The organism is Sphingobacterium corticibacterium, assembly GCF_004208525.1.
Lineage (GTDB): Bacteria > Bacteroidota > Bacteroidia > Sphingobacteriales > Sphingobacteriaceae > Sphingobacterium > Sphingobacterium corticibacterium.
Map to the genome: position 1 here is coordinate 363,758 of NZ_SGIT01000004.1, position 18,474 is coordinate 382,231.

15 protein-coding genes and 1 pseudogene are annotated in these 18,474 nt (G+C 42.1%); 11 read left to right on the top strand and 5 right to left on the bottom strand.

Annotated features, from left to right (window positions below; translation table 11 throughout):
* Nucleotides 1–4 precede the first annotated feature (4 nt).
* The gene (locus EWE74_RS18420; protein WP_130143117.1) at nucleotides 5–562 is read right to left on the bottom strand and encodes a hypothetical protein; all 558 of its coding nucleotides are present in this window, start codon (nucleotides 560–562) and stop codon (nucleotides 5–7) included.
* A gap of 793 nt (nucleotides 563–1,355) precedes the next feature.
* On the opposite strand from EWE74_RS18420, the gene EWE74_RS21580 reads away from it, so the two are divergent.
* From EWE74_RS21580 to EWE74_RS18440, 5 genes and pseudogenes are all read left to right on the top strand, one after another.
* Entirely contained in the window at nucleotides 1,356–3,467 is a 2,112-nt protein-coding gene (locus tag EWE74_RS21580) for a hypothetical protein (protein ID WP_239018713.1), read from the top strand.
* Nucleotides 3,464–3,988 (top strand): TlpA family protein disulfide reductase, encoded by a 525-nt coding sequence (locus EWE74_RS18430; RefSeq protein WP_130143118.1) that lies wholly within the window; start codon nucleotides 3,464–3,466, stop codon nucleotides 3,986–3,988. The genes EWE74_RS21580 and EWE74_RS18430 overlap by 4 nt, the downstream gene beginning before the upstream one ends.
* Nucleotides 3,985–4,137 carry a hypothetical protein gene (locus EWE74_RS21135; protein ID WP_165384768.1) on the top strand — a complete coding sequence of 51 codons (153 nt, stop codon included), beginning with the start codon at nucleotides 3,985–3,987 and terminating at the stop codon, nucleotides 4,135–4,137. Before EWE74_RS18430 ends, EWE74_RS21135 begins: the two co-directional genes overlap by 4 nt.
* Before the next feature lie 12 nt (nucleotides 4,138–4,149).
* Nucleotides 4,150–7,131: pseudogene (locus EWE74_RS18435) on the top strand (SusC/RagA family TonB-linked outer membrane protein); the annotation flags it as partial.
* Complete coding sequence (locus EWE74_RS18440) at nucleotides 7,128–8,528, top strand: RagB/SusD family nutrient uptake outer membrane protein (RefSeq protein WP_130143120.1); 1,401 nt, start codon at nucleotides 7,128–7,130, stop codon at nucleotides 8,526–8,528. The pseudogene EWE74_RS18435 and the gene EWE74_RS18440, both read left to right, overlap by 4 nt.
* 87 nt (nucleotides 8,529–8,615) lie before the next feature.
* On the opposite strand, the gene EWE74_RS18445 is transcribed toward EWE74_RS18440, so the two are convergent.
* Nucleotides 8,616–8,930 (bottom strand): hypothetical protein, encoded by a 315-nt coding sequence (locus tag EWE74_RS18445; RefSeq protein ID WP_130143121.1) that lies wholly within the window; start codon nucleotides 8,928–8,930, stop codon nucleotides 8,616–8,618.
* A complete protein-coding gene (locus tag EWE74_RS18450; protein ID WP_130143122.1) occupies nucleotides 8,927–9,436 on the bottom strand; it encodes a MauE/DoxX family redox-associated membrane protein in 510 nt (169 codons plus the stop codon). Before EWE74_RS18450 ends, EWE74_RS18445 begins: the two co-directional genes overlap by 4 nt.
* 303 nt (nucleotides 9,437–9,739) lie before the next feature.
* On the opposite strand from EWE74_RS18450, the gene EWE74_RS18455 reads away from it, so the two are divergent.
* The 4 genes from EWE74_RS18455 (at nucleotide 9,740) to EWE74_RS18470 (ending at nucleotide 15,172) form a co-directional block, all read left to right on the top strand.
* Nucleotides 9,740–10,309 carry an RNA polymerase sigma factor gene (locus EWE74_RS18455; protein WP_130143123.1) on the top strand — a complete coding sequence of 190 codons (570 nt, stop codon included), beginning with the start codon at nucleotides 9,740–9,742 and terminating at the stop codon, nucleotides 10,307–10,309.
* A 20-nt stretch (nucleotides 10,310–10,329) separates the two neighbouring features.
* On the top strand, nucleotides 10,330–11,607 hold the full coding sequence (locus tag EWE74_RS18460; RefSeq protein WP_130143124.1) for a FecR domain-containing protein: 1,278 nt from the start codon (nucleotides 10,330–10,332) through the stop codon (nucleotides 11,605–11,607).
* An 88-nt stretch (nucleotides 11,608–11,695) separates the two neighbouring features.
* Complete coding sequence (locus EWE74_RS18465) at nucleotides 11,696–13,042, top strand: deoxyguanosinetriphosphate triphosphohydrolase (protein ID WP_130143125.1); 1,347 nt, start codon at nucleotides 11,696–11,698, stop codon at nucleotides 13,040–13,042.
* A gap of 18 nt (nucleotides 13,043–13,060) precedes the next feature.
* On the top strand, nucleotides 13,061–15,172 hold the full coding sequence (locus EWE74_RS18470) for a type IA DNA topoisomerase (protein ID WP_130143126.1): 2,112 nt from the start codon (nucleotides 13,061–13,063) through the stop codon (nucleotides 15,170–15,172).
* Between the two features lie 84 nt (nucleotides 15,173–15,256).
* Here the strand turns inward: EWE74_RS18470 and dctA are convergent, their stop codons facing one another.
* Entirely contained in the window at nucleotides 15,257–16,510 is a 1,254-nt protein-coding gene (gene dctA / locus EWE74_RS18475) for a C4-dicarboxylate transporter DctA (protein ID WP_130143127.1), read from the bottom strand.
* Nucleotides 16,511–16,701: 191 nt separating this feature from the next.
* Here dctA and EWE74_RS18480 point away from each other — a divergent pair, with 191 nt between their 5' ends.
* A complete protein-coding gene (locus EWE74_RS18480) occupies nucleotides 16,702–17,685 on the top strand; it encodes a hypothetical protein (RefSeq protein ID WP_130143128.1) in 984 nt (327 codons plus the stop codon).
* A gap of 39 nt (nucleotides 17,686–17,724) precedes the next feature.
* Entirely contained in the window at nucleotides 17,725–18,141 is a 417-nt protein-coding gene (locus tag EWE74_RS18485) for an energy transducer TonB (RefSeq protein ID WP_130143129.1), read from the top strand.
* A gap of 126 nt (nucleotides 18,142–18,267) precedes the next feature.
* Here EWE74_RS18485 and EWE74_RS21235 read toward each other — a convergent pair.
* Nucleotides 18,268–18,474, bottom strand: a 207-nt coding sequence (locus tag EWE74_RS21235) for a hypothetical protein (RefSeq protein ID WP_206365296.1), incomplete at its 5' end; no start/stop codon positions are given.

The following is an 18,474-nucleotide window of genomic DNA, read 5'->3' on the forward strand; positions in this document are numbered from 1 at the left end:
TTCTTTATTTCTCAGTCTTTTTCCGTCTTTCATTAGCCTGATTGTTTTTCTGTCTTTGCTCTTTTAATAATCTTTCATATTCTTTTTCAGAGTTTAATTGGACGTGAGAAAAAAATAACTTGGAAAAAGAGCCTATCTTTTCACCAGATGCTAACTCAAGCTTTGTAATCTCATCTATTCTTATATTTTCGAAAGAGTTAGTAAATAAGTAATCAATCCTACTTGATTTTATGTCGGTACAATCTACTAGCTTCTTTTTCGGAAAAACTTCATACTTGTACTTATCCGTAAAATACGATCCCATTTTTGTTAATTCTCCGTCCTTTTCTACCGTCTTAACTTTACTAAAAGCTTCTTTTCCGAAGAGATTGTCTAGAAGTGCTTGATATGTTTCTTCAAAAAGGAGTTTGAATAGTATAAACTGTTCACAGGTGAGATACTTGTGCCTTTTGTTACTCATATTGCTTATTGTAGCGACAGGTATATTTGTCCTAGCATATATCTCGATATGTGAGTATCCACTTTTCTCTATTAATTTAGATAACTCAATTTTCCAATTCATGAACACACATTTTAAAATTTAATTTTGATATTTTATGAAGTGTTATTATATTTGCTTAATAATTAGTTGATAGCGATATCTAACGTAGACTGAAAAGTCTACTTAGCAACGATGTCACTCTCGTACCGAAATCGCCAAAATTCCCACGAGATGACCGTAGGTTCGCCATATCTCTGGGTAATCTGTATATTTGTACACATTACCAGAGGGTGAACCTTATGTCAGTCTTTCGGGGAACCCTAACTTCAGTTAGGTTGGCGTTTGGCGATGCCAGGTCGGAAGCTTTAAGGTTCACCCTTTGGTTTTTACCATAGTTTCCTTAGATCTTCAGTGTCATCGTTCTACATAAACTAAAAGTTATGAGAACGAAAAGATTAACCAACATTACTACTACCCAGAGCCACCTCAAAGAGGTGCCGCTTCATCATTCCCGTAAACAATCCTTAAAGAACGTAATTAAATCTCCCGAATAAAAAAGCCATAAGCAGTTAGCAAAAGCTGAAAGGGGCAAGGCACGCCTGCAAACGCAAATGAGGCCTACGTCGCCCAGTCGTCCCGCAAAGGGACACATTTCACCCTATGTTTTCTGCTACACCGACCTCTGATAAATATGCACTATCGATTGCATGGTTTCTTCGGTCAGTAATGGCATTTTAATTAGTCGCACAATAAAAATAGCGTTTACTTTCCAAACCTGCAAAATGATTTTAGTCATATTTCTCCTTTCTCAGAAGGAGTAGGGGTCGGTTTTACTGATTTTCAAATTTTTACTAATCATAAAACCGATTAAAACATGCAGCAATTTTATGCTAATGGGCGCGCCATGCCCTCAAAAACGGACTGGAAGGAGGAGCGATCTTTAATAGCACCTTTGGCAATTGGAGGAACATTTCCTGCTGATACCCGCCAAATTTGGGTACTGTTTTTAGCGTTTTGTAAGCCCTTTTTCAGAAAATGGGTTCACAAGTTGAAAATATGGGGTCACCTATTGCGAACTCGTGTTCCCTTATTGGAAAAACGTGATCCCATTTTGAAGAAAGGTGTTCCCCTTTTGTCTTTTAGTAATCCCTTATCGGCAAAATGTATTTCCTTTTTCAGAAGATGTGATTACATTTTTGCTAAATGTGTTCCCTTTTTTGCTAAATGTGTTCCCTTATTGGGAAAACGTGATTCCATTTTAGGAGAAAGTGATCGCACGTTTATAACAAGTGAACGGTATCTAGCTACTTGTGTTCCCTTATCGGAAAAACGTGATCCCGTTTTTGACGAACGTGATCACACTTTTATAAGAAGTGAACAGTATTTTGCTACTTGTGATTCCCTATTGGTAAAACGTGATCCCTATTTCGCGACTTGTGTTCCCATGTCGGCAAAACGTACCACCGTTTGGCAAAAAAGCGATATCCAAATCTCAAAAAGGGTTCACGGAGAGTCAATATGTGTTCCCAGAAAGCGAAAAACCATTCCCAAAAAGGCACTATTTTGTGTAATATCGTCACGAAAATCGCTACAGGCATCCGACCTAATAACGACCCAAGCCCAACCTAAGAATGACCTAAGGATCACCCAAGAAACAGCTAAGGATGACCTAAGCTTGACCCAACCACGACCCAGCCTAAGAACAGGTTATACACAAGGATCACCCAAGGATGACACAACAAACAGCCAAGGAACAGATAACAACGACACAAGGAATGTACGGTTGGTGTACCGCGAGTGTACTGTTAGTGTACGGGGAGTGTACCGAAAAGGTACTGGAGAAGTACTAAAAAGGTACTGGAGAGCTACTAAAGATTCACTAAACGTATGTACCTCTTGTGTAGATCAGCTGTACGGTAAAAGTAGGAGAGTGGTAGCGGCAATGACGAACACATCAATGCCTTTTGTGTTGGCATTGATGTGTTTCATGTTGTTTAATCTATCAGACGCCTGGGCGCAGTCCGCGGAATCGCGGACTGCCGAAGGGCAAACCGAAAATTTAGAAACAGAGATAGCTGACATTCTCACACCCAAAGTAGAGTATACACTAGAGCATAATATAAATAAACCTCTCGGCAGTGAAGGCAATGGAATGGGGCAGGTCAGGCCGATCATGCAAACGATGCTCACGGGTTATCAGGAAGGGATAAAAGGAAGGAGAATACTGGCATCGCAGGCATTCGCTACGTCCGAAACTGGACTGGATGATATGCAAGCTTATCGGATCGGTTGCTACAATTGTACATTGCTCAGTCTTTTCCAGATGGCATCTTTTGATGGCAAGCGTATGATGCCACGTAACCGAACACTGCTTGAGGTCAAAGATCCCATGAAACTTCAAAATACCAAAGATAGGGGAACTGCTTACCAGGATTGGTTAAGATCTGGCAATGGGTTTACGTATGAGGCGGTGTCACCTTTCGCGTTGGGAAGAAAAAATATATATAAAAAGATGACGCAGGATATGTCGGAATATTTCCCGCAATATAGCGTATCGATAGAGAAGCGCCCGGTTGAATGCCTTCTATTAGTGGTCGAAGGGAATACGGATGCACTTATGAATAAAGGGGGTAATCCGAAAGTTAGTTATTCTCCACTCCATTTTTCGATGTCCAACAGCTATGATGTAGACTATCTCGTGGAACGTTTGCATTATTATTTGCAGAACGAACCGCCACTGATAAATAAGGTTGCTATAAGGGGTAAAATAGATATAGATATCAAGGCGTCGTTATCAAACGTTTCGGAGCTGAACGAGGCATTAAAAGCCTACGGATTACGGATCGAGAAAGGAATAGAGGTTGTCGATATGCTCGTCATCAGCGATTCGGGACAGCAACCGGTTCATCTTCCGTTGGAGGCGGGTAACTATGGACAGATAAGAGGTTTTGATTGGGGAAAATTAGTAGGAGGGATCGAACGATGAAAATGATACCGTTGATAACATTGCTAATCCCATTATTGTCGTACAGTCAAATTAATCTGACCGATTCAAACCTAAAGGTTGGCGATACCATACCGCCGGGAATCAGTTCGACATTGTTTCATCCTTCCGATGGTGAAATTAATATTTCCAGCTTGGATAAAAAATTGGTTATCCTCGATTTTTGGGCTGCATGGTGTAGCCCCTGCGTAGCGGCACTGCCCAAGTTGGACAGTATCCAACGCGAATTCGAAGGACATATACAGATTATCCCGATTACGTACCAGAGGGCAACAGATATCCGGGCAATTGTAGCCAAAGCTTTCAAGAATAGGGAGACCATTCTTCCGATGGTTATCGAGGATAACACCTACCGCCATCTATTTCCCCATCGATCGTTGCCACATACGGTTTGGTTGGACCGTGAAGGACGGGTTTTGGCGATAACGGATGGTTCTGAAATTAACGGGGAGAATATTCGCTTGCTATTGAAAGCGGGTATGAGGAAAGGAGGGCAGTCATGATACGGATAATATGGATCGTATTCCTGCTTATGCTGATAGGCAACACTGTTTTTTCTCAACAGATAGCGGAAGGAACCGTAGAGGATGAAGAGGGTAAAGCGATCCCAAATGTGAATATTGTTAACGGTCGCATCAAAACAGAGGTATAGACGGATCACGAGGGAAAGTTTTCGATTCAAGGAACTGCTGGTGATACGATAATGATCTCAAAAGTTGGCTTTCAGTCTCTTTTTTGGGTGTTTACGGCGGAAAGACATAGTATGACCTTCCAGTTGAAAAAAAGTAACAATGTTTTACAGGAAGTAGAAATATCTACGGGATATCAGAAAATTAGAAAGGATAGGCTGACCGGATCTGCCTATTACCTCGATAGTGAACAACTGGAACTGAATGTGGGGAGTAATGTACTGGACCGTCTAAAGGATGTTGTGCCGGGACTTAACCTGTTGGGGCGGCATCCCAACATGACCATACGGGGCGTTAGTTCGATCCACGGGAATATGTCTCCTTTGATTGTGGTTGATGATTTTCCGTATGAGGGTGATATCAATGACATCAATCCCGAAGATGTAGAAACTATCTCGGTGTTGAAAGATGCAGCGGCAGCAGCAATCTGGGGGACACGGGCAGGCAATGGCGTAATTGTAATCACGACAAAGAAAGGATCTTTCGGGCAACGTCCGGAGATTTCTTTCCAGAGCAATATGACAGTTGGAAACAAACCTGATCTTTTCTATACGCCGACTATGTCGGTTAGTGATTACATCGATACGGAGAGACGTGTTTTCGAGGAAGGAGGGTATACCGCGACCGAAAGTAATCTGGACAGGCTTCCCCTGTCGGAAGTGGTGGAACTCTTGATTGCCCACCGGGAGAAAGAAATAAGTTTGGATAAACTGGAAAGCAGTATAGATCTGTTGAAGCAGCATGATATACGAAAGGATATAAACAAGTTTTTAGTAAGAAAAACCATGGCATCGCGAAGTAACCTTAATATCCGAGGGGGTGGGGAGCAGCATGTGTATTCGATTTCGACAGGTTATGACCGTAACCTACCACAGCAGTTGCGCGTTTCTAATGATCGGTTGACTCTTCGTGCCAATAACGCTTTTAGTTTTTTTGAAAAGAGGCTCACGGTGCAGGCAGATATTTTCGGTGTGTTTCATAAACAGATAATGGATGGTCATTCCATCTATACGGGGCTGTCTCCTTACGAAAGGCTGGTAGACAGTGATGGTAAACACCGTGCCATATATGGTTTTTACAGGAAACCTTGGTTAGATCAAGCAGAAAATATGGGGCTATTGGACTGGCAGTACCGCCCCTTGGATGAACTGGAAAACGGTGACCGAAACAAGATGGCCGAAAATTACCAGTTTAATCTAGGTGCTGCTTATAAGCTGTTGCCAAACCTCCGCTTAAAGGTGCTTTATCAATATGCGGCAGATAACGGAAGGGAAGAAACCCATTATTCGGTTGATAGTTATTTTGCACGTGATCTGATCAATAAGTTTGCACAGATAAATGATTCTGGATTACCTACTTTTCCGATCCCCCACAGCGGTATATTGGATGAAGGTACCGAAAGGAACCGGTCGAACTCGCTGCGTGGTAATCTAACGTATGACAATACACTTGGTAAGCATGAAATCAATGTGATGCTGGGGTGGGAAATGCGCGATCGTACCATGCGCAATGGCAGGCAGAGGTTTTATGGCTATGATGACGAGTATATGTCCAATCAGGTGGTAGATTATACGAAAGCATATGCAATGTCGTATTTTACGCGTAGAACGGATGAAATTCCTTTCGTTCAGTCACTGCGGTATCGGCAGAACCGGAACCTGTCGTACTATGCAAATTTGAATTACTCGTTTGGCGGACGGTTTACCTTGTCGGCCAGTGCGCGGAAAGATAAAAGCAATGTCTTTGGCGTAAGCGCTAATTTAAAGGGAGTGCCTCTCTTTTCGATCGGTGCTGTGTGGAATGTCCATAAAGAACCTTGGCTTTCAGACGAATTGAAAGGTATCTGGAGGGTTAAGGCTTCTTTTGGTTACAATGGAAATATGGATAATACGCTGTCATCTCAGATTACAGCAAATTATCTCGCTGCTTCAGCAACGTATCTCAATCGGGCGGAAATTATCAATCCGCCTAATGCAGATCTGCGTTGGGAACGGGTAAAGAATGCCAATTTTGGGCTGCAGTGGATTTCGGACGGCGGCCGATTGGATATTGGGGCAGAGTATTACATAAAGAACGGTTTGGACCTGATCGGAGATAGTCCTTATGCTCCCTCTAGTGGGGTTGATTTTTATAGGGGAAACACAGCCTCGACGGCAGGAAATGGTTTAGAGTTGACTGTGAATACCGTCAATATCGACCGTGCATTTAAATGGAAAACAGGCTTGCTTTTCTCTCATGCAAAAGATAAAATTACGCGTTATTTACTAAAGCCTGCGGTCATGGCTAATGCGATTGAGTATGGTACTACTGCTTTTCCGATTGAGGGAGCTTCCCGATTCGCAATCTATAGTTTTCCATGGGCAGGCCTAGATCCGACCAATGGTAACCCGAGAGGATATCTTGATGGAGAGATTTCGGACGACTACAGAAATATTATTGCTGGAACTACGCTAGAAAATGCAACATTAAATGGACCGTCCTTCCCTACGGTGTTTGGGGCATTTCGAAATACATTTTTATGGCGGCAGTGGTCGGCATCGGTAAATATCACTTACCGGTTCGTGTATTATGTGCGGATGAAATCAATTTCCTACGGATTTAATTATGGACTGGGTGGCCATGGGGATATATATAAAAGGTGGCAGAAACCTGGTGACGAGCAGCACACTTACGTAATGAGCATGCCTGTAGCTGATGGAGATTTGTACCGGGATCGCTTTTACACTTATGGATCACAACTGGTTGAGAAAGGAGACCATATCCGTTTGAGCGATATACGGGTCGCCTATGTGGATAATTACGGTCTGAAAAGGAATCGAAGACTTAAAATCCAGTACTTTATGCAGTTCAGTAACTTAGGGCTGTTGTGGGTGAAAAATTCGAGAAATATAGAGCCGGATAACAATAATGTTCCATTTCCCTTCCAAATGTCGATAGGGACAAAAATTGGATTATGATGAATGTAAGAATATTTTATAGGAAAAGATATAGATTAGTAGGTTTTATGTTAATGCTATTCCTTGTAAAAGGCTGTAGTTCTGATTTTTTGGGGGTCAAACCGGATAAATCTTTACTGATTCCAAGTGCTTTGAATGATTATGAGGCTTTGATTAACAACGAATTCGTAAATGTGTTGAATACCCCTAGCTTGGGCATACTTGGGACAGACAATGTATATCTTACAGATGATATGCTAAAAGGAACGGGGCTGACGAAAATTGAGAAAAATGTTTATGTATGGGAACCGGATTTGTTTGAAGATGCAAAGTATATAGGCGATTGGAAGAACCCTTACGAATCGATATTTTATAGCAATGTAGTTATAGAGGGACTCGATGAGATCGAAAGGAACGGGGAAAACGAACTGCAATGGGAGAGGGTCTGGGGTACAGCACTTTTTTACCGGGCACTGGGCCACTTTAATCTGGTGAGAAATTTTGCTGATGTGTATGATGAAAATGCTCAGAAAAAAATGGGTATACCAATGAAGTTGACTGCCAGTATAAGTGATCTTTCGGGACGCGCTGATCTGAAAACCGTTTATGATCGGATCGTGTCTGATCTTTTACTTTCCTTAGCGCATGTACCGGAAGTCAATTTACGAAAAAGCCTGCCGGATAGAAACGCGGTAAATGCACTATTGGCAAGGGTGTACATCGTTATGAACGAGTTTGAGCAAGCTTATGAATATGCTGACAAAGTGTTGCAGAAGACAGACGTATTGTTGGACTACAATACGTTGAACTTATCTGCAGCTAAACCGATACCGAGTCCCTATCCCGATAATGCTAATCCCGAAGTTGTCTTTTTTTCGCAGATGGCGAGTTGGTCATTTAGATCGATTGTTTATGTATCGCCGGAATTGTACAACTTATATGATGGTTCGGATTTACGGAAGCAGGTCTTTTTTGCGGAGCAGGATAATGGGCATCATTCATTTGTCGGAACTTATAATCGGAGAGTTTCGCTATTTGATGGAATCACCACGGCAGAGCTTTATTTAATAAGAGCCGAATGTGCCGCCCGTAGGCGCGACTATGATCAGGCTAGGCGTGATTTAGCATTGCTATGGAAGCATAGGTATCATGAAAATGCAGCGCCCGATCCAAATAGGATCGAAGATGAATCTATTTTAGCTGAAGTTTTGAAGGAAAGAAGAAAGGAACTGGCTTTTCGAAATCTGAGATGGTCGGATCTGAAGCGCTTAAATAAAGATCCTCGTACCGAAACATATTTGAGTAGACAGGTGGAAGGAAAGGAAATCGAATTGGTGCCGAATTCGCCACGTTATATTTTCCCTATTCCGAAGGCAATGGAGTTGGACTACAATGATATGGAACAGAATGAAAGGTGAGATGGAATAGCTCAACCCCTCGCTTTTGGCAATCTACTTGATTGAAAAGCGAGGGGTTAACGTTTGATATGTTATCGTCTGTTACTATTACATATCAAAGCTTCCTGGTGTTGATGACACAGGTGTCTCATTCGGATAAGGAGCATTGGTAAGCGGATCGATTTGATGTGACTCAAATGCTTCTTTACAGATTTCGTCTGAGGCGTTGCAGTCATAGTCGACACCTTCTTCAAGTCCTTCCAGGGGAACCCAATTGAATTGATCGGGCTGACTTGGATTTGGGATTTCTCGTCCGAACTCCTGTGTTTCTAGTGCCGGTTTAAACGACATTAACGTGTAACTACCTGTTGCAATCGCTAAAGCCACTAAAGCCATTGCATTTTTGATGATGAATTTTTTCATCGGATAAAATTTAAAATGTTTGTAAAAATGTTTGTATGCTGTCTTTTGGCCGACAAGCCCTCTACAGCGACTAGCCCGGAGTCACTGTTTCGATGTAAACCTCGTTGTAAATAATAGCCCCAAATGCTAGAGGCAAGAAAAAATAGATTAAACCAGAAATGTTGTGTCCAGTTCATACCGCTGATCACCGAGCCACAGCCGCACGGTAGTTTCTCCCAAGCGCCCAGCAGCGCAATGCCGATGTAGCCGGTAAAGGCTGCCATCAACAGGGATGACAGCCCAAAACCCACCAACCGAAACCTACCACTCACTATACATATGGCAGCTATGATCTCTAAAAGAGGTAATGTATAAATCAATATTTGACCCAATGCATCCGAAAACGGTTGGCGAAGAATGCCGGTTTTGAATGCTTGGAAATATACTAGCTTATCCAAGCTTGCCGGTATCCACAACAATAACAGTGCAATGCTGATCAGGGTGACGATATATCTTTTTGTTTTCATAAAGCTTGTTTTTCTTTTTATTTCTTCAAATAATAGTCACGTACTGCTACATGAAAGGCATAGCAAATTCAGGTCGCTATTTTATTGCAACTATTTGTGAATCAATATTTTATTTATATTTTTTCTTGTTTTTCTCTGGCTTTTACTTTACCTTTGGTTTAACTAATTAAAACATTCTTATTGCTTTCTATATATGACTTGCAAAGCAGCGGGCTTCGTACCTACTGGAGAGTAATGTATTTTATAATAAACTGATTGTCAGTTAAATAATTTTGTGTAGAAATTATTTCTAAAAATGAAGGCATGGGGAAAAGTAACCCAGATAACGACACGACATACTTCCGCTTATTGCTCGTACAGCCGGAGAAAGCCCTTGCGGCCATCGAAGCGCGGTATGGTGAACGGTTGAAAATATATGTGCAAGTCTACTTCCAACAGGATACCGAATTTACAAATACCGTGATCTCGGAAACCTTGATAATCGTCTGGCAGAAAAGAGAGCAGGTAGCACGGTTGGACAAACCTTACTTCTGGATGCAGCGTGTGGCAGAAAACCAGGCATTGTATTTATTAAGAAAAGAAAGCAAACACAACAACGTGGCACTGGAAGATGAATACCTGGAAATGGCGGGAGAAGAGCATGCAGACCGTATACTTAGGGCAAAGGAAATAGAAGAGATCATTAACGAAGCATTGGATACGTTACCTCGCCGGGAAAGAGAAATTTTTAGGGCAGCCAGATTTGACGAGCTAAGCAATCAAGAAGTGATGCAGAAGTTCAATCTCACCGAACAGACAGTCAAAAATACAATTTATCGGGCGACGAAGAAGCTACGCAGGATGTTGAAAAACGTGCTCTCATTATTTGTTTAAGAAAATTTAGGTGTAAACAGATGATCTACAAGAAGAAATATGTGAAGAAACTGATCCGAAAGCAGATAAAGGGAATCCTCACGGCACGTGAGGCAGGGGAGCTGGATGCTTGCAGGAGGTTATATGCGCATGAGGAGATACAGGAGATGATTGCCGATGTACTTTTAAGTATGGAGGATGACGAACTTCCTGTCATTCCATCAGATGGATGGAAGCCTGATATCGCAGCTATCATCCGAACGGCGGAGCAGCGTAGCCGTGGTAAGCGGTCGCTATGGCGCAAGCTGGGATGGGCAGCAGCGGTTTCGATACCGATTATGACGATGCTTACCTATTGGTATTCCACGCGTGAGCAGATTCCGGATTTTCTACATGGTCCCTGTGCCGGGCTGACCACCGATGCGGACGTTCCTCTTACCGAATCGGTCGTGTCTTTATCGTGGGGAGGCGTAGAGGCGATGAAGGTACCAAGTGAAAAGCAGGGGGAGTTGCTCCGTACAGCAGGTGTTCGGGTTTTCAAGACGAGAAAAGGCGTGTTTCAGGTACAAGGGTGTGATGACGGAAACAAAGCTATCGGACCGGAAGAGGATATAATGCTGACAACCGATGCCCAGCAACAGGCCATGGTCGAGTTGCTGGATGGTACACGTATACGGTTAAACGCACAGTCTACATTGCAGTACATGCCGTATAAGAAAAAAGGGGAGCAGATTAAAATACTGGGGGAGGCGTATATCGAACGTCCGGATAAAAGCAAAGCGAAAACGTTGCTGATTGGTACGAGCAATGGCTTAGTAAAATCGCTCTACGGAGATTTTGCATTGTTAAGTTTAGATGATCTTACCAGAGCCGCGACCGTAAGGGGGGAGTTAAGCTTACATTCTAAACGCCGCGCTGACACCGTCGTGCTTGATCGCTATGGTGCGCAGGGTTCGGTAATTTCCTATGCTAAGCAAGATGGCGGTGTTAAAGATACGTTGCGGTATGAAGCTATTACAAATACAGACGCCATATTGGTATGGACGAAAGCGGTACGGAAATACAAGGATGTTCCCTTGCGGGAGTTTGTAGCACAGATGAGCTTCTGGTACGGCTTCCGGGTAAAAGATTATACCTGTTTGCCGGCAGATAGACGCATCACGACCACCCTATGTTACCGCAAAGGTAGGTCGGCGGTATTTGCTGCTATACGCGAATCGGGGGTGTTGCTTTATGAAAGTAAAGGTATGATCAGCTTTTGCCCTGACGAGGCCAAATTGTCGAAAAATGGGGAAACTATGTTGGCATGGTGGGAATGAGGTCCCATCTTCACTTTATCGAAATGAGTCTATGTCTTACCGCGCGATAACCTTATCTTTGTTACCAAACGTAAAACGTATACTTTACATGAATTGGAAACAATTATTGTCTGCAAAACGCTGGGGATATGAACATCGCGAAGTGAGTGATCAAATCGATGCACGTTCAGAATTTCAACGGGATTATGATAGGTTGATATTTTCTTCACCGTTTAGAAGATTGCAAAACAAAACGCAAGTCTTCCCATTGCCGGGAGCCGTGTTTGTGCACAATAGGTTGACACACAGTTTGGAGGTGGCAAGTGTGGGGCGGTCGTTAGGGCGTCTTTTTTATAATATTATGAAAAAAGAGAATCCGAATATCGATCAGGAAAATCCGTTTTTGCAAGAGGTGGGCAACATCGTTTCTGCGGCTTGTTTATCGCATGATTTGGGTAACCCGGCTTTTGGACACTCGGGAGAGGCAGCCATTTCTTCCTATTTTACGGAGGGACATGGACAGGTATATAAAGATAAGGTTAGTGCCGAAGAATGGGCAGATTTAACACATTTTGAGGGAAACGCCAATGCGTTGCGCATATTGACCCATGCGTTTCACGGGAAAGATGAAAAAGGATTTGCATTGACCTATGCCACGCTGGCGTCCATTGTTAAATACCCTTGTTCGGCAGCAGAAGGGCACGTGAAAGGCAACCATCATCGGAAGAAGTACGGTTATTTTGATACGGAGAAAGCCGCTTTCAAAAAAATCGCCGAGGAACTGGGCTTACAGGCCGATCCTACAAATCCAAACGGATATTTACGGCATCCGCTAGTATATCTGGTGGAAGCAGCAGACGATATATGTTATAATATCATCGATTTGGAAGATGCACATCATTTAAAAATACTTTCGTATAATGAGGTAGAAGATCTTTTGTTACCCTTGTGTGGAGACGAAGATTTACGTAGCCGGCTGGATGCGCTGGCGGATACGGGCAGCCGTATCGAACTCTTGCGGGCGAAAGCTATTAATACATTAATCCATGGTTGTGCCACCGTATTTGCAAAAAATCAGAAGAAGTTTTTGAACGGTACTTTTGGTATGGCTCTGATGGATGCACTGGATGGAAATATTGTGGGACAGATGAAGAAGATATCGGAAATATCCGTAGATCGTATCTACAATGCTTCCACTGTGGTGCAAATTGAAATTGCGGGGTTTAAGGTGATGAATGCCTTGTTGGAAGAGTTTATTCCAGCCTATTTAAAAGAAGATAAAGGACATTTTGATAAAAAGATTGTGGCAATGATTCCTGCTCAATTCCACACGGTACAAACCGATACATACGCGAAAATCCGGACGGTGTTGGATTACGTTTCGGGGATGACCGATATTTATGCGGTAGATTTGTATCGTAAAATAAAAGGTATATCGATCCCCTCCTTGAAATAAATTTAACGGTATAGTTTGATGAAAGTTGTTATAGCGGAAAAACCATCTGTAGCTAGGGATTTGGCTCGTGTGATGGGGGCAAAGGAAGTGAAAGACGGATATATTACAGGTAATGGTTATGCTTTTACATATGCTTTTGGCCATCTGATACAATTGTGCACACCACAGGCGTACGGTTACCCTACTTGGACAGTGTCTAATCTGCCTATCATACCGGCTGAATTTCGTTTAGAAGTAAAGAAAATAAAAAGGGACGGGAAGCAGATAGATGATGCTGGGGCGAGTAAGCAATTGAATACGATTAAGGAATTAATTGCGCAGGCGGAGGAGATTATCGTGGCAACAGACGCCGGGCGCGAGGGAGAGTTGATTTTTCGGAATATATATTATTACCTAAATGCCAAAGTACCCTTCAGAAGACTTTGGATTTCTTCCCAGACAGACAGGGCTATAAAAGAGGGGTTTGCTAATCTGAAAGACGGAACGGAATACGATAGTCTTTATATGTCTGCTAAATCACGCGCGGAATCGGATTGGTTGATTGGGATAAACGCCACACAAGCATTGACATTGGCAGCGGGAAACAGGGGGCTCTTGTCTTTAGGGCGGGTACAAACACCCACTTTAGCGATGATTTGTTCCCGATATATGGAGAACAAAGATTTTAAGCCGCAAGCTTTCTACAAAATACAGGCAGGTTTCGAAAAAGATAATATCAGGTTTAAGGCAACCTCTACTAAAATAGATAAAAAGGAGGAGGCGGAAACGGCTATAGCGAGACTCGCTGTGGGAACGGAGGCTAAAGTAATTAAAGTAGAGGCGAAGGAAACGAAAGAACAGCCGCCTTTGCTATTTGATTTGACATCGCTGCAACAGGATGCCAATAAAAAATATGGGTATTCGGCTGATCAGACATTGAGTATTGCGCAGACGTTGTATGAGAATAAAGTGATTACATATCCACGTACAGGATCTCGTTATATCGGAGAAGATGTTTTTGAAAATATAGCGGAACTTTTTCAGCATCTTGCCCATACCGCGGACGAAGAAATTGCAGCGATAAGCCGTAACCTAGTCGGTGCGAAATTAAATAAAAGATCGGTCGATGATAAGAAAGTGACAGACCACCACGCTTTGTTGGTGACGGAGGAAAAACCTGGGCCATTGCGCAAAGAACAACAGCATATTTATAATATGATTGCAAAGCGTATGGTAGAGAGTTTCTCGGATGTGTGCTTGAAAGATATTACAACCGTTACAATCGATGCGCACGGCGTGGAGTTGATTGCTAAAGGCACGGTTATTAAACAGTATGGCTGGCGTTTGTCTGCGGAGCAAGTGGAGATCCCCGATGATGACAAGAATACCGATGATCAAGATAATGAAAATGCGCAGTTGCCGAAGTTAGCAGCGGAAGAATTGCTTGAGATTTTGTCGTTGGAATTAGCGGAGCGTTTTACAAAGGCGAAACCTATACATACAGAAGCATCACTCTTAAAAGCGATGGAAACTTCTGGTAAAGAGATAGAAGACGACGAAATGCGCCAGGCTATGAAGGACTGTGGTTTAGGTACACCGGCTACCCGTGCAGCAACTATAGAAACACTTTTTCAGCGGGCGTATATTAAACGAGATAAAAAGAAACTTATTCCTACGGAAAAAGGGCTTTCAGTTTATCAGCTAATCAAGGATCGTTCAATAGCGAAGGTTACGTTGACTGGAAAGTGGGAGCAGAAACTCGAAGAGATGCGTGCCAATAAAGTGTCGTATGATGTTTTTATGAAGCATATTAAGGATTATACGCTAAAAATTACGAAAGAGCTACTTCAATTGCGCGTAGCTATACAACAGGAGGAAATAAAGCCGCAGCAAAAGGGAAAAATAAAGTGTCCGAAATGCGCCTCAGGGAATATGCTTTTGTTTGATAAGGTGGCACAATGTGACCATTATGCCAGAGGATGTGATTTTAAGATCTGGCGTACATTAAATGGGGTGTTTCTAGAGGAGAAAGAAATGAAAAGTCTACTGGAAAAGGGGAAGACCTCTACATTGAAAGGGGTGAAAAACAAAGATGGTCAATCCATAGATGGAGTGCTTGTCTTTGAAGATTTTAGGGTATCAATAGGGTAAAAAGTTTATGGCGAAGTTGCTAAATAGAATACTCAACTTCGCCTATTTTCTGTTTTATCTAAATGTCGGGGTGGAGTAGGTTTACTACTTTTTAGACAGCGCTTGTTCCAGCTGTTCTTCGTCCACTTCTTTTTCCCATTTAGCCATAATGAATGCAGCGGAAGTATTCCCGATGATGTTGGTCAATGCCCTGGCTTCACTCATAAAACGGTCTATTCCGAATACAATGGCAATAGATTCTACGGGAATATGTCCCACGATGGGTAACGTGGCCGCCAAAATAACAAATCCACTTCCGGTAACGCCGGCAGCCCCATTAGAGGTGAAGGTCAGTATAAAAAGAAGAAATAATTGTTCATTCCAGGCCATAGGTTGACCAATTGCCTGCGATAGGAAAATCGCGGCCATAGTTAAATAAATCGCTGTTCCATCCAGATTGAACGAATAGCCCGTGGGGATGACCAATCGCACGAGCGGTTTACTGCAGCCGGCTCGTTCGAGTTTTTCCATAATGGCGGGCAGGACGGATTCGGAAGATGAAGTGCCTAGCACAATGAGGAGCTCTTCTTTGATATACACCAATACACGCCATATACTAATTTTATAACGCCACAATAAAATACCTAAAAAAATAAAGATGTAAATTAGGCAAGCTACATAAAACCATAACATCATTAAACCTAACGATTTTAGAATGCCTACACCGTATTGCCCCACGGTAAATCCGATAGCGCCCATTGCACCTATTGGTGCCACTTTCATAATCATTTTAATCACGATGAAGATACCATCCAGAAAAGATTGCATTACACGCTTAACGGGCTCCGCACTTTCTCCCATCTTAGCAAATGCAAACCCTAATAAAATGGCAAAGAAAAGAACTTGCAGGATATTCCCTTCAGAAAGAGAGCCAATGACGTTGTTGGGGATGATATCTAGTAGAAATTGTACGACACCTTTTTGTTTTTCGCCTTCTTGAATGTAGGTGTTAACTTCGGAAGTGTCGAGTTCGGAGACATTGATATTCATGCCACCTCCTGGATTGGCAAGGTTTACAACCGCCATAGCGATAAACATTGCGCCAAAGGTTGTCAGTTGGAAGTAAACCATAGATTTGATACCCAATTTCCCCACTTTCTTGATATCCTCCATGCCGGCAATACCCAGAACAATGCTACAGAAAATCAGCGGTGCGATGATCATCTTGATTAATTTGAGGAACCCATCGCCAAATGGTTTTAGCGCAATACCAAGATCAGGATAAAAATGACCTAGCGCCACACCGATAAGAATAGCTATAATTACTTGGAAATAAAGCAGGCTGAAAAGTTTTTTCATGCAGAGTTAATTTGTTCACTTGATTAGCATTCGGCGCAAACCTAAATAAATTCATTATAATATGCAATTTAATTGCGCATAATATAGAATGGATTTATTTCGCTCTCCTCTGCCATCAAGGGCTATTTTATAGAGGAAATATATATAAAAAAGTCAAAAACAAACTTCAAAACCTTACCTTTGTTCTCACTATGGAATCAAGACTTTATAATCCATTTATTGCTTTTAAATTCGACAATCGGGCGTGCTTTTTGACAGGAGAATCGCTGCAATCTGCAGATGAGCAAATCCAAGTTTTTCCAGTTTGGATGATGCGTGCTTTTGATCTGGAGGAAAAGCCGTTCAAGATGTTGGATGAAAACATCGTGACCTATAAATCACTGAAATTGCCTTGTTCTATTAGAGTTGCTCAGTCATTTGAAGAAGTGGAGGGAGAAGTAGAAGAAGCAATGAAAGCAGGGTATAAAGAAGTAAAGAATCTTCCTGAACAGCTGTTGTTTCAATGGGTAGGGAAAATTTTGTATGGTATTGTTTTTAACGAGATACAAGCGGGGATTAGACAAGCGGTAGGCAGTGGAGAGGAAATAAATTTTTCCCAGGCGTTAGTGCATAAATTTCGGAACCTACATTTTATGTTACAATCGCTTGTGCTGCCGATGGAATTTGAACATATCAATCCGTTTCATATACAAGTATTTCCGGTAGATAATTCGCCCGAGACTTTCTTATATCGGGATGAGATTAATACGTTGATTTTTTCTTTACGGATGAAGGATTTTGCTGTTATAGCCACTTTACAGGACAATGGTACAAATGCTATTTATCATGAAGATATTTTGAATAAAATAAAAGAACATATTTTACATCCCATACAATTCGAAGAAGTCTGTGCCCGGTATTTTTATTCCGCTTATTTGTTTAATCGTCTTCCGGAGTATACTTATATGGAAACTCCCGAAAAGATTTACATAGAACCGATGCCCTTAAATGATTGGACATTGAAACCTATTTTCGATAATTGGCAGGTCAAAACATATGGGCAGGTATTAGAGAATTTTTGGAAGCCTTGGGGTTATACGCTTTTTGAAATTATCAAAGATCCGGAAAAACCTATGACATTTCTCTTCGATAGCGAGGGTGGATTTCCAGAAACAGTTGATTTGCCAAAAGCCTAATTTTTATGTAATTTTAAGTAAACAAACAAAGGAGGAGTCATGAGGTATTGGTTGTTTGCTATTTTATTAAGCTTGACATTCGGAATGTTATCTGCGCAATCGTCCAGAGATTCTCTCATAGTCTATGATGTAGATACGTATGCGCAGTTTGAAGGAGGAGTTGCTGGATGGAACCGTTTCGTGCGGGAAAACCTTGATATTCGAGATCTTGTTAATTCGGTAGATAGTACAACATACGTAGATTATGGGCTTAAACAAACCGCCATAATGGAATTTACAGTATGTGAAAACGGAATTGTGTGTGATATCGAAATTGTGAATAAGAATAAAATAAGTCCGGAATTCGCCGAAAAAGCGTTGCGTGTGATGGAAAAATCTCCAAAATGGACGCCGGCATCAAAAAATGGAAACCCTGTCCGCACCCGATTTAAGCAGTCTATTGTTGCTGTTCTATAACTATAATCGGCTATTTATTCTTATTTAGTTTCTTTGTAGTATAAAATTATCCGCCAATCTTTCAGTGTTTTGCGTTTTGTAGGGTCGAAAAAGGAAGAAAACTGTTGGAGTGTATTGTTAAAGTTTCTACCTTTGCACCACTCCGCGAGGGAGGGCGTCCTGTTCACAGGATATGTTGAAAGGGGATAGGTCAAAAAAAGAAAATATTTTTTTTGTTATTCCGAAAAACATCCCTACCTTTGCAGTCCCTTCGGGAACGAGGGGTACAGAAACAGAAGATCGACGGCCTATTTGGTCGGCAGATATAAATGCCAAAGCGCGAAGCGGCGGCGA

Coding starts and splice junctions, on each gene's coding strand:
- EWE74_RS18420 (WP_130143117.1), bottom strand. CDS start 562: ATGAATTGGAAAATTGAGTTATCTAAATTAATAGAGAAAAGTGGATAC.
- EWE74_RS21580 (WP_239018713.1), top strand. CDS start 1,356: ATGCAGCAATTTTATGCTAATGGGCGCGCCATGCCCTCAAAAACGGAC.
- EWE74_RS18445 (WP_130143121.1), bottom strand. CDS start 8,930: ATGAAAAAATTCATCATCAAAAATGCAATGGCTTTAGTGGCTTTAGCG.
- EWE74_RS21135 (WP_165384768.1), top strand. CDS start 3,985: ATGATACGGATAATATGGATCGTATTCCTGCTTATGCTGATAGGCAAC.
- EWE74_RS18455 (WP_130143123.1), top strand. CDS start 9,740: ATGGGGAAAAGTAACCCAGATAACGACACGACATACTTCCGCTTATTG.
- EWE74_RS18485 (WP_130143129.1), top strand. CDS start 17,725: ATGAGGTATTGGTTGTTTGCTATTTTATTAAGCTTGACATTCGGAATG.
- EWE74_RS18470 (WP_130143126.1), top strand. CDS start 13,061: ATGAAAGTTGTTATAGCGGAAAAACCATCTGTAGCTAGGGATTTGGCT.
- EWE74_RS18460 (WP_130143124.1), top strand. CDS start 10,330: ATGATCTACAAGAAGAAATATGTGAAGAAACTGATCCGAAAGCAGATA.
- EWE74_RS18480 (WP_130143128.1), top strand. CDS start 16,702: ATGGAATCAAGACTTTATAATCCATTTATTGCTTTTAAATTCGACAAT.
- EWE74_RS18450 (WP_130143122.1), bottom strand. CDS start 9,436: ATGAAAACAAAAAGATATATCGTCACCCTGATCAGCATTGCACTGTTA.
- dctA (WP_130143127.1), bottom strand. CDS start 16,510: ATGAAAAAACTTTTCAGCCTGCTTTATTTCCAAGTAATTATAGCTATT.
- EWE74_RS18465 (WP_130143125.1), top strand. CDS start 11,696: ATGAATTGGAAACAATTATTGTCTGCAAAACGCTGGGGATATGAACAT.
- EWE74_RS18440 (WP_130143120.1), top strand. CDS start 7,128: ATGATGAATGTAAGAATATTTTATAGGAAAAGATATAGATTAGTAGGT.
- EWE74_RS18430 (WP_130143118.1), top strand. CDS start 3,464: ATGAAAATGATACCGTTGATAACATTGCTAATCCCATTATTGTCGTAC.